Origin of the sequence: Paenibacillus planticolens (assembly GCF_013141725.1) — a bacterium.
In the GTDB taxonomy this organism is placed as follows: Bacteria; Bacillota; Bacilli; order Paenibacillales; family NBRC-103111; genus Paenibacillus_E; species Paenibacillus_E planticolens.
Genome location: NZ_WHNZ01000015.1, coordinates 211804 through 224503, shown reverse-complemented (window position 1 = coordinate 224503; position 12700 = coordinate 211804). Strand labels below are relative to the sequence as shown.

General features: G+C 43.7%; 9 protein-coding genes. All 9 read right to left on the bottom strand.

The genetic code is table 11. The features are described from left to right. Window positions 1-65: 65 nt before the first annotated feature. The 9 genes from GC097_RS07335 to GC097_RS07295 all read right to left on the bottom strand — a co-directional run bounded on the left by GC097_RS07335 (window position 66) and on the right by GC097_RS07295 (window position 12596). Entirely contained in the window at window positions 66-2420 is a 2355-nt protein-coding gene (locus tag GC097_RS07335) for a preprotein translocase subunit SecA (RefSeq protein ID WP_171682661.1), read from the bottom strand. Between the two features lie 493 nt (window positions 2421-2913). Next, window positions 2914-4062 (bottom strand): glycerate kinase, encoded by a 1149-nt coding sequence (locus GC097_RS07330; RefSeq protein WP_171682660.1) that lies wholly within the window; start codon window positions 4060-4062, stop codon window positions 2914-2916. Then, window positions 4059-6017, bottom strand: coding sequence for a glycoside hydrolase family 125 protein (locus tag GC097_RS07325; protein ID WP_171682659.1), 1959 nt, complete (start codon window positions 6015-6017; stop codon window positions 4059-4061). Before GC097_RS07325 ends, GC097_RS07330 begins: the two co-directional genes overlap by 4 nt. 27 nt (window positions 6018-6044) lie before the next feature. Further along, on the bottom strand, window positions 6045-6887 hold the full coding sequence (locus tag GC097_RS07320) for a carbohydrate ABC transporter permease (RefSeq protein ID WP_171682658.1): 843 nt from the start codon (window positions 6885-6887) through the stop codon (window positions 6045-6047). Between the two features lie 11 nt (window positions 6888-6898). Further along, on the bottom strand, window positions 6899-7807 hold the full coding sequence (locus tag GC097_RS07315; RefSeq protein WP_171682657.1) for a carbohydrate ABC transporter permease: 909 nt from the start codon (window positions 7805-7807) through the stop codon (window positions 6899-6901). A gap of 45 nt (window positions 7808-7852) precedes the next feature. Beyond that, window positions 7853-9187, bottom strand: a complete 1335-nt coding sequence (locus GC097_RS07310; protein WP_171682656.1) for an extracellular solute-binding protein — start codon at window positions 9185-9187, stop codon at window positions 7853-7855. A gap of 112 nt (window positions 9188-9299) precedes the next feature. Beyond that, a complete protein-coding gene (locus GC097_RS07305; RefSeq protein WP_171682655.1) occupies window positions 9300-10319 on the bottom strand; it encodes a LacI family DNA-binding transcriptional regulator in 1020 nt (339 codons plus the stop codon). Window positions 10320-10983: 664 nt separating this feature from the next. After that, complete coding sequence (locus GC097_RS07300) at window positions 10984-11529, bottom strand: hypothetical protein (protein WP_171682654.1); 546 nt, start codon at window positions 11527-11529, stop codon at window positions 10984-10986. 11 nt (window positions 11530-11540) lie between these two features. Continuing rightward, a complete protein-coding gene (locus GC097_RS07295) occupies window positions 11541-12596 on the bottom strand; it encodes a ParA family protein (RefSeq protein WP_171682653.1) in 1056 nt (351 codons plus the stop codon). Window positions 12597-12700: the final 104 nt, after the last annotated feature.

Genomic DNA, 12700 nt, shown 5'->3' with positions numbered 1-12700 from the left:
TTGCCGCTTTCTTTTACCAGAAATCAGAACAATAGCGATCACTCCTCTAAAAGAGTCTCAGTGGTCTAGCCAAGCCCATCCCAAATCTTTCGCAAAGCTTCCTGTTCAATAGCGATCAGCAGCTCATCAAACATCCGGACCGTTTCCCGTTCATACTCGACTAATGGATCGGCGCTCGCGTATCCGCGAAGGCTCATGCCATGCTTCACCTCTTCCAAAGCCTCCATATAAATGATCCAGTGTTTGTCGATAGAATGGATCAGCGAATTGCGTTCCAACTCCAGCGTGTCACCTTCGTAGGTTTGTTTTTTATCCTGATAGTAGCGGGTAAGCTGTTCCAGAATCATATCGAGGATTTCAGCCGAAGTAGCTTCCTGCAATCCGGCCAACTGCAGCGGACGTTTATAAGGGAAAATGCGTCCTATTGCCACAACCAGTCCTAACAGGTCCCACCCTTCTTGAAATTCCCCCGGGCAAAATTCCGCAACCTCGCGCATAGCTGAGTTTCGGATCATGGTCTGGATTTCATCGGAACTATCCATTCCTTCCAGAATGTCGTTCCTCATAGCGTAAATGATGCTGCGCTGTATATTGAGAACCTGATCGTATACAAGGAGCTTCTCCCTAAGGTGGAACATTTCGCCTTCTACAGCCATTTGCGCATTCCGGATTCCACGAATATAGCGAGGTTCCTCCAGAATCGCATCGTCGGCCAAATCAAGCTCCAGCAGTTCATCCAACAGATGGTCGGGATAGTAATTGATTAGCATTTCATCTTCCAGAGAAACGATAAACTGCGAACTTCCAGCGTCCCCTTGTCTGCCGCTTCGCCCTCTCAACTGATTGTCGATGCGGAGCGAATCATGCCGGGTTGTCCCGATGACATGCAGTCCGCCTAGCTCCTCAACCCCCGGGCCAAGACGGATATCGACGCCGCGTCCGGCCATATTGGTAGAGATGGTTACCGCCCCTTTCTGGCCGGCCATCCGAATCACTTCCGCCTCTTCACGGTAATTTTTGGCGTTCAGCACCTTGTGAGCAATGCCTTCGGCTGCAAGCATTCCGCTCAAAAGCTCGGATTTCTTGATATTGGCAGAACCGACCAGAACAGGCTGCCCTTTCAGGCTTCTCTCTTTAATTTCGCGAACAATTCGTTTAAACTTTTCTTCTTCCGTCACATAGAGCAAATCGCCTTGATCGAGACGTTTTATCCGCTTATGAGTAGGGATTGCGATAACGTCGGTACCGTAAATTTTCAAAAATTCATCGCGCACCTCAGCACCCGTTCCAGTCAAACCGCTGATTTTGCCGTACATTCGGAAGTAGTTTTGCAGTGTGACAGAGGCTAAAGTAGGCGGTTGGCCCTGTACGCCGATGCCTTCCTTAGCCTCTATAGCTTGATGCAAGCCTTCCACAAACCGGCGACCGAACATCAATCTGCCTGTGTTTTGATCAACAATAACGACTTCCAAATGCTCTTGTTCGTTGGGCAAAATCACATAGTCGACATCTTTGTGCATAATATGATGCGCCCGCAAAGACTGCAGAAGCCTGTGATACAAGTAGGCATTATCAAGATGCATGAGGTTGTCGACGTTAAGCAATTGCTCGCAGCGGTCAATCCCCTGCTCAGTAAACATGATCTGTTTGGTCTGTTCCACGATTTCGTAGTGCTCTTCTGACAGGCCTTTGACAATGTTGTCTATAAAGTAGAGGTAATCCGTGCCTTTGCCCGGTTCGGCGGAAATAAGCAGGGGCGTACGAGCTTCGTCTATCAAAATGCTGTCGGCTTCGTCAATGATGACATAGCTCAGCTTTCGGTGAACGCGGTTACCTACATCAAAAATCATATTATCGCGCAAATAATCGAACCCTAACTCATAATGAGTGGAGTAAGTAACATCGCAGCTGTACTGGGCCTGCCTTTGCGGAACCGACATGGAGCTTTGTATGCAGCCGACAGTCATGCCGAGCAGTTCGAAAACCTTGCCCATTTCCTCGCTGTCGCGCTCCGCCAAATACTGGTTAACGGTCACTACATGCACGCCATCGCCAGCCAGAGCATTCAAATAAGCAGCAAAAACAGCGACAGATGTCTTGCCTTCGCCAGTCCTCATTTCCGCAATATGGCCCTCATGCAGCGCGATCGCTCCCATCAATTGCACATCGTGAATTTCGTAGCCGAAAATTCGAAGAAAAGCTGCTTTGACTAAAGCGAAAGCTTCCGGAAGCTGCTTATCCAGCGGGTAGCCATGACGGACTCTGTCCCGGAACATTTGAGTTTTCTCGGATAAGTCGTTATCCGAACCATATTTTAGATAGCCTTGGTATTGATGGTTAATCTTCTGAATGATAGATTTGTATTTATCAATTTTACGTTCCCCGTAAGCTTCAAATACTTTCTTCAGTACTCCGATCATTGCAACAACTCACCTTATGAACGCAATTTTATCTAAACTTCAGCGAATAGACCTATAGCCTAACATAGACATAGTACTATATTACTATATTACTTTTTGTGAATTTCGACACACTTTTCTGAACTTTATATAAATTTAATGTAAATTCGTGCCGATTTTTGTTTGAAAAAACACAAAAATTATCGTCACCATGAATTCAGCACCTTATTTTTCGGCATAAAATCAGGACTTCCGCAATACTTTTTTTACATTTCACACTACTTTTCGACTATAAAAATACAATTTTCAGCATTTTCAAACATAATTCGACTTCATTATAGTAAAAATTTACTATTAATACAACGGAAATCACAAGGCAATCGCAAGATAACAGCTTTCATCTCAATAAATGAGTCCTCATGCCTAACCACTGGCACTATCATACAGCCTGCTCGTGCTGCGATAAAATTTCACAAAAAAAGAACCCGGCCAACGAGGCGTAGGTTCCAAGATTTTAGTGATTTTTATTCGCCGATCCTGCAGCAAACAACCGAACAGCCGCTTCGGTCGTATTCTCCAACATGGCAGCCGCATTTTCAAGAGCTTCATCCAACGACATTGGCTTATTCAACAAACTCAGCACCGAGCAGACACCCTGTGTGTACAAATTTTCAATATTGCTACCCACTGTGCCTGCGATAATGATGGTTGGGACACCGTGCTTTTTAGCAATAAAGGCTACGCCGCTCGGCGTTTTACCATGCGCGGTTTGGCTATCAACCTTGCCTTCACCTGTAAGTACCAAATCAGCGCCTTGCACGTGCCTTTCTAATTCAGAAATCTCTGCTATTAATGAAGAGCCTGCTCGAATCCGTCCTTGTAAAAGCGCTAGAATACCTGCCGCCGTGCCGCCGCCCGCTCCTGCTCCGGCTGCGCTGCGCACTGGAATGGAACTCATCTGTTCCAGATGATCCGCCCATTTCTTCATGAGCACTTCCAATAGCTCAACAGCGGCTGTGTCTGCCCCTTTCTGCGGTCCAAATACATATGATGCGCCTAGAGATCCTACCAAAGGATTTGTTACATCACACGCAATCTGAATGTCACAAGCATAAATTCGCGGATCCATACTCGCCGTGTCAATGGCATGCAAGTCTGATAAACCGATAGCGCCTCTCTGAATCAAATGACCATTTGCATCCAACAGTTTGGCCCCTAAGGCTTCCAACATGCCTGCTCCTCCGTCATTCGTCCCACTTCCGCCTAAGCAGAGGACAAAACGTCGATACCCCCGCTCAAGTCCCGCCGTTATCAATTGACCAAACCCATAGGTAGACGTAAACAACGGATTTCGCTCAGATTTTTCAATGACATACAAGCCGCAAGCCGCTGCCAATTCAATCACACAGGTTGCGCCATCCCCCAGCACGCCATAAGTCGCTTCGATAGGTTTGCCAGTGGAGTTTTCGACCGTCGTTGCGAACAGCTGCCCTCCGGTTGCATCTACTAAACAGCGGACACTTCCTTCTCCCCCGTCGGCCATCGGAATGACCACTATCTCATGGTGAAGCGAAGCCTTCAAGATGCCTTGGCGCATCGCTTCACCCGCTCCGCTGGCCGTTAGACTTCCTTTGAACGAATCTGGAGCCACAACAATTTTCATCCGACTAACTCCTGTATGCCAGACTGTTTATTCAGAAGCAGCGCTTGGGAAATAAAAGCGCCGGGCCACGAGAACCAATGACGAGAAGCCACTTCGCCGCTCATCTCATGAACAGCCTCCGAGAACAGTCCATCCCATTGGCATAATTGCTGCAGCTTCTTGATAACAAGCGCATATTGATCTTGATCGTTAACGATGCCGCTATAGATAAGCTGCTGAGCATCTCCCAATGGCCATGGATGGGGGGTATGAATTGATCCCAATCCGCCATATACACCTTCATAGTAGCCTCCGATGTTCCTTGTCGAGAAGGCAAACTCCATGGTGTTCATCCAACGAGCATCATCCGCATCACAGAATCCCCAGATCGGTGCCAAGATCGTCGGAAGATCATTCGCATCGTGATACGTTGTGTGGTTGCCTTGCAGGTCCACCAAGTAAGCAAACATACGTTTCCCTTTGGACTCAATCGTGAAATGATCCAGGCAATCCGTATGAACTTGCCGCACCCACTCATGCAGCTTCAGCGTCGTAAATGGGATCTCCTTATTCAGATCATCCAGTTTCTGCAGCGTTCTCCACATCAGAATTTGACTGGAGAAATGATAAGGATAATCCACCTTATCGTCCGCCGGGGTCTCTCCTGTTCGAAACAGCCAATACTTCTCATGCCGGCTCTTCATCATTTCTTGAATCGTCTCTTCAAGGTAGGGCAGCAAGCGGACGACAGTCTCTCTGTCTTTCGTCCATTCGTAATACTCACACAGCTCAAGCAGCGGATAACACTGCTGATCCAATTGGTACACATCGTCCTTGCAATAGCCATTCGTCAGGTAAGCTCTTCCCCAGTAACCGGAAGGCCGCTCGGCCGTCATGAACATCCAAAGCAAATGTCCCTTGAGGGTCGCCATTACTTTACTTTTCTCTGTTTGCGTTAATATACCCTCGTGCGCATCGGCATCGATTAACAGCTTCATCATATAATACGAATCCCGATTCCATGATAAAGGCAGCAGCTGGTGGTCCGTGATGACACATACCTGTTCGCCCCCCACAGGAACCGAACAACAATTTAATATATAGGCTAAATTACGGCGAATTACATAATGACTCCAGGAAGTATCGATAAAATGAAGCGGCTCATCTACAACAGATATGCCTTTCCGCTCGGAAATCAGACCGTTATCCCATTCCCCCACATCATCTCCCGCTGTGTTCATGGTATAGGTGATACGCAGTTGCTTGACTTCCGAAGGAGTAAACTGCCATTGATGCTCCGAAAAATACTGGATCGGCTCGCTGGCTTTCTGTTTATTTGCTCCCATTTCCAGAGGACGGCCGTTTTCTCTAACCGACATGACGACTTGCGCAGGTAAAGAAGGATTCGACAAAGACATCCGATGACCCTGAAGTTCCAAATCATTGATTTGCTCCGGCATTGGAATAGGACCACCTTCGGTCAATTGACCGTAGCTGCACCGATTCAAATTATAGGTGCCTCCTAATTGGAAATGGAACGTTTCGTCCATCGAACTGCCGTTCTTCACTTCAATGTTTTGTATCAAACTTAATCTGCCACCATTGTCGACAGCCTCAAACGTCATGGCTACTTTCAGTTGATCCAGCTTGTAAGTGATTACGAGCATGCCTTCCGGTGTATAGCCGCCTTGCCAGTCTTCAATTTCCCTATTATGAAAGAAGCCAAAACCCTGAGTTCCATTTCCCTCTCCCCGTCCAGCAATCCGTTTTCGATAGGATCTGACATATTCAGAATCGTACCAAAGATCGTTTGGGAATGCGTCCAGGGAAGACAGTGTTAAATATCCCTTCATCGGATGAAATGCGTTCATCGTGCTGATTGTGCCGTTTTCTTTGATGCTTGCCGTTAAGCTGCCACACCCGATATCCAACGGCTTTTTGTTTTCATTGCTCTTTAGTACCGAGTATAGTTTCATAGGTATCACTTCTCCGACTTCATCTTTTTAACCTTTAACCGCACCATTCGTTAGAGCTCCTACAATAAACCGTTGCAGGACAATGAAAGCGATCATGACAGGTAGAATACCAATCGAGCTTGCAGCCGCCAAATAGTGGGTCGTAATCGCGTCTGAGCTGTTTTTCAATGAAACAAGCCCTAATGACATAGGGAACATATCCTTATCGTCCAATAAAATAAACGGAATAATAAACTGAGACCAACTGGCAACCGCAATTAAAATCGTAACGGAGGCCACTCCCGGAATAGCTACGGGCAGCAGAACTCTCCACAAAGTGGACCAACGGGAACATCCATCCACAATAGCCGCCTCATCCAACTCGATAGGGAGCGTATCCAAATATCCCTTCAGAAACCATGTCGTAAGCGGGATCTCAACGGCTACATAAACAGCGATTAATCCAGCTGAATGGTTGATGAGTCCAATTTGGGAGAATAACCGGTAGAGCGGAATCGCAATAATGACCGGCGATATCATTTGAAAGACGAGAATCATCAGCATAACCGGGCGTTTCATCTTAAACTGGAACCGGGAAAGCGCATAGGCCGCGGGAAACGACAGCAACAGGGTTAATCCTATGGTAACCACTACAATTTTCGCTGAATTCCACATGTAATGGAAAATGTCCATATTTTTAATAACAAATGAGTAGTTTTGGAATTGTGGTGCTTTGGAGAACCAGATCGGTGGCGTCAAAAATAATTCAGGCACTGATTTTAACGATAACGAAATCACCCAGAAGACTGGAAAGGCGAAAAAACAAAAGACGATAAAATAGCCCGCATAGATTGCCGTATTTTCTAATCTGTATTTTGCATATTTACTCATGTCTGCTCCACCTACTTCCTTTCAACAAACCGAAAATACAAGCCTGTCATCACCAAATTGATGAGCAGCAAAATAACCGCCGTAGCCGCTCCTTGACCTAAATCAAAAAGCTGGAAAATTTGAGAATGGACATTTAAAGCGATGACCTCTGTGCTTTTTCCAGGTCCTCCTGCCGTTAAAGCCATGACCATATCAAAGGTGTTGAAAGTAGCTACCACACTCGTAATCATGTTAATGAACAGGATTGGCGCCAGAATCGGAATAATGATTTTGATCAACGTTTGGAACGAAGCCGCACCATCGATTTTTGCCGCTTCCCGCACATCCCCAGGTACCGTCTGGAAGCCGGCATAAATCATAATCATGCAAAAAGCCGTTCCCCGCCAAATGTTCGCTAAAGTAATGGAAGCAAGTGCCGTATGGGGGTCAGACAGAAAAGGGATCTTCGAAAAGCCCATGGAGGTGACGATATAATTTAAAATACCTGCATCTGATTCGTTATACAGCATGCTCCAAATAATGCCTATGATTACGCCGGGAATCGCCCATGCGGAAAGTACAGTTGTCCGAACCAGAACGGTTCCGATGAGCTTTCGTTTATTTCCCAAATCGACCATTAGCGCTATCATAAAGCCGAGCAGCATTTGAAAAAACACACTGCCCGCCACAAAGATGAGCGTAATGCTTATCATATGAAGCAGATCAGGGTTATTCAGCAATTTCCTGTAAGATAGCAAGGTGTATGTATAATCAGGATCCATCAAATTTGCATTTGTAAAACTAGATCGAATAACCTCAATGACCGGGTATACAAAAACAAGGAGCAGGACGATGGCTGTCGGCAGAAGCCAAGGAACCGGGGAATTGCTCCCCAGCCCCTTCGGCCATGACATCTTGGACGGTGTTTGAAGCTGCTTCATAAGATTTGAAGATTCGTGAGTACTTGCCATACTTTCTCACAACCCTTACTTTTGAGTTAGGACTTTCCATGCATTATTCAGTGCGTCTTCAGGCGTTAAGCTGCCAGATACCACACTCGATGCGGCAATTTGTAGCTGCTCTGAAATGGTAGCGTAATCATCCGAAGCCGGACGCGCCTTGCCTGTTTTCTCCATAATTTCACGGAACGTTTTGGTAAACTCGTTGCCTTTGAAATCAGCATGGTCATATATCGACTTGCGAGGAGGCAAATAACCGCCGATTGTCGTCCAATTCGCCATACCCTTGTCGCCCATATACGTTTGCATGAGGAAATCGAAGGCTGCCTTTTGCTTGTCTGGATCTTTCGTGAAAATCCCCCATGCCCAGCCGCCTGACATCGCTACGGCATTTTCGCCGCTCATCGTCGGAACTGAAGCTACAGCAAACTTCGCGAAGCGCTCTGCGCCCAGCGTATCCTTCAATTGTTGAACCTGCCAGTTGCCCCCGATAAACATAGCTACTTTGTCCGTAGCAATATCCCCGTTTTGATCCGCTTCATTTTTGATATTCGCAGATCTTTTCGGAGTAACTCCCGTATCAGATACCTTTTTCAAGAAGTTAAACACGTTCAACATCTTCTCCCGGTTGGCACCCTCGCCGAATGCAGCCTTGCCTTCTTTATCAACCAATTCTCCGCCTTGCGACAGGAACATCGGAAGCACAACGGAAACGGAAGCCGCTTCAGCGCGTCCAGCCGGCATTAATAAGGCATCATAACCAGCTGCTTTCAGCTTGGTACCTACTTGAATCACTTCATCCCAAGTTTTCGGCGGAGTGGGAACGAGATCCTTGCGGTAGTACAAGACCCTGGTATCCGTTGTGAACTGAATGCCGTAAATTTTTCCATCCGGTCCTTTCATAACATTCTGTGCAAACGGGAAGAAATCATCGATTTTCAAACCTGCTTTTTCAAAGTAGCTGTCCAGCGGTTGTAAATATTTATAAAATTTCGGAAGCATATAAGCATCGATCATCGCAGCATCCGGAGCCCGATCTCCCGAGGCCAAAATCATCAGATTGGAAACTTTGCCGTCATAATCACGAGAATCGATTTCCACATTGGGATGTTCTTTTTTATAGCTTTCTAAAGATGCGTTAATGTATTCCACCCGTTTAGGATCGGAAGATTTGGCCGAATACGCTGTATGCGCCATCCATTGGAAAGAAACCTTCTTATTCGTTGATTCCGTTGCAGCGGGAGTCGTTGCTTGCGCTTGCTCTGTAGTCTTTGGCGCCGAACTGCTTCCACAACCGCTAAGAACCGCTGAAAGCCCTACCGTCGTTATCAAGGTACCCATAACTAATTTACTTTTTTTCATGAAAATGCCTCCCTATTTATAATAAAATCGTTGTTGCCGTATGAATTGAAGGCGAGTGGTAGAATCCTTCAAAAACATTTACGAAAACGTTTTCGTAAATTACGAAAAAAATTTACTGCTTTGATATAGCACTACTACCGCGAACAATAAGCTTGGTAGGAATCTTCATATGTCGGATAGTTCCATCATTATCTTGCATAATCTCAATTAGAATTTTAGAGGCTGTCTCCCCCATTTGCAGTCGTTTCTGATGAACCGTAGTTAGAGGCGGATGAAAATACTGTGCAGAATCGATATCATCAAAACCTACAACAGAAACATCCTCAGGTACCCTTTTACCGAGCTCCTTTAAAGCATCGATTACCCCGAAAGCCATAAGATCACTGGAGGCAAATACGGCAGTAAACTCTGTTTCCTGTGAAAAGATTTCCTTCGTCAGCCGGGCAGCTTCCTCTCGCGAATATTTGCCATATTGAATCCAATTATCCTGGGCGGATAGTCCATAATGCTGACATGCCTTCTTAAACCCTTCAATGCGGTCAAAAGAACCCTTGGCAATCGTATCTCCGGCTATCTTCAAAATGCTGCGGTGCCCCAGCTTGATCAAATGCTCAGTAGCATCCCAGGCTCCAGCTTCATTATCCGATTCCACAAAATTCACTTTCATGCTGGCCTGCGGCAAACTGTCAATATACACCGTCGGGAACGCCTCGTGCAGCTCGTGAATCTTCTCATCCGTCCTCTTATTCCCAGTCAGAATGAGAATGACGCCATCCACACCTTTTTCATGGCACATGGATTTGTAGCTCGACGTATCCCGCTTCTGGTTAGAGAAGATCAGCAGATCATAACCCGCCTCGCCGAGTACATTCTTAATGGAACTAAAATAATCGACCAAAAAGGGACTATCGAATCCAGAATTGGTTTGATCGCCAAAAAAGACCCCAACGGTTTTCGTTGATTTGGTAATTAACCCCCGTGCCATGAAGTTCGGAACGTAATCCATCTCTTTCGCTATTTCTAAAATCTTCTTCTTTGTTTCTTCTTTAATATCCTCGTAACCGTTTAGTGCCTTTGATACGGTTGAAACAGAGACGCCAGCCAGTTTAGCTATTTTCTTTATATTGGTCATTGACTAGCCTTCCCCCTAATCCGAAAACGTTTTCGAAAGTTAGTATAGCATATCGTTGAATGCGTTTGCAACGGTTTTTTCGAAAACGTTTTCGAAAATTTTGATCAAGGGAATTGAAGAGCGGATGAGGGGCAAGGTAGACTCTACGCGAAGTGAAATTTCTGCGATATATGGATAAGGATTTTTGAAAAACAGGCTTATGACCGATTTGTTTTCATGATTTACGGCATACTTGTGTATCACTCCTGTTTGGACTGGGAGTACATTCTTAGTCGTGCAGGAACGACTACGCCGTTCCTCAGTGCAATCACTCTTGTTGCCTACTCAAATCTTGCATCCAATATGTTACAGGACAGTTTTAGAAATGTAAAACAACAACCAAATGCCCCGTAAACCTTTCCCTACAAGGGTTATTTGTGCTATAGAAAAAAGGAACCCAGCCAACGGGGCGTAGGTTCCGAGATTTGTGTGATTTTTTAGGGTTTGAGCGATAAGGAAAATCAAAGCGTAAAGCCTTGTGTGGCAAGGGTTGGAGCGACTTCATGAAAACGAAGGCATTTCATTTTTGATGCGCCGCGAAAAGCCGAATGTCTCGTTCCCTACCAGAAACCCTACCAAATATTTATGAGCCTGATCACCATAAGCAATAATAATTACAGAAACTTTATTTTGAAAGCTCTTTATTGAAATTCTTTTCAATACTTTTATAGTGATTTGTTTGAAGAGAATAATTAGTTATTTTCTCCAATAATGCTTGTCTTGTAATTTTACCTCTAGCATCAATTTGGAAATAATAATATAAAATATATTTTAACTCTTCAACAGTCCAACTTTCAACATTTTGTGAGTACAAATACTCGCTGAGTTTATCTGATGAAATCTTAACAAGCTCATTTAGTCTTGGATATTCATTAATGAAGTCTCTAATTTTAACACTAACGTCATTAGAGATTGGCTCACTTCTTTTATAATCCAGTATATATTCTTGAATGTCTTGAAAGCTTACATTTTTGAGTTTTGGATTATTTTTCTTTTTAATACTCGAAATCTGATCCAGTTTATTTGATAAAGCATTTAAATTATCAAATTCTGATTTCTCAAAAAAACGAACTATTTTTCTTACAGCTTCGATATTCTTCTTAGGTGCTTGTGTTAATTCAAGTACGGAGATATAATTTTCGAGTAAACTTACAACTTCAATTATTTTCACATTTTCACTCCTCATAGCCAGCTTGTTACGCGTTTATTCGCAAGATTCTTATCATAAGCTATTTCCATCCTATCAAGCATGCTAATAATCAAGTGCCCGTATGAAAGATGTGGAGAATATTCTCCCTTCTCTAAATCTGTGCTAAATACAGATATCCCTCTCCCGGTAGCTTCAGCAGTTCCCTTATGATGGAAAATAGTTTCATCAAAAAGCTTACCTTGTAATTCTTCTATATTTTTTAATAGCCTACGATAATCGGAAGTATCTGATTGTGTTTTTCTTAAAGTTTCGAATACCCCTAATAGCTTCGCCGTTTCCTTTTTAAAATATTCAAAATATGGCACATTTGTGTTTTCAATAAATGCTCCATACTGTTTTTTGAATCCATTAAAAATAGTATTTTGAATTAAACTATTAAAATGGATAATACCAGTTGAACTCATATCATCCATTATAGTTGGAATCAAGTAGTAATCAGAAACCATTAAAGCATTTTGTGTGATTAAATTGTTAGCTGGTGGGCAATCAAAAACAATAAAATCATATTTATCATCTAATCCAGTATCTGTGAAGAATTTAGGGAAAATTGACAATTGTTGTAACCGAGTTTTATCGCCAAACTGATATGATGCAATATCAATTTCTAAATCATCTAACCCCTTGTTATACTCACTGTCTGAATCATCAAACATTGTTGCACAAATAGCTCCCAATCCTGGTAAAGTTAATTCTCGCCCTTTATAGAAGTCTTTTAATACTAGCATATCTAAATCAAACTTTGGAGAGTCCCCAGTAATAGATTGCTCAAGATATTTCTTGATTACATAGTTTATTGTTTGTTCTAGTTTAAGATCTTCCATAGCCATGGAACTTTTTCCCTTTGCCAATTCATAATTTGAGTGTGCTTTAAGACAAATATTTGTTAAAGAGCATTGCGGATCTAAATCTACCAATAGCACACTCTTATTTGCAAGAAAACTAATTCCGGCACCTAAATTATAAGTACTAACAGTTTTTCCAACCCCTCCTTTATAGTTAATAACTGTTATCACTTTTGCTTTCTTCATTTTACCACCATACCTTTTCTATAAGTATTATTTGTAGTTAAAATACGATTCCTTTGATTATAACACTATTAATTCCAATTTTTCCCTACCTAATTAGTTTAAAT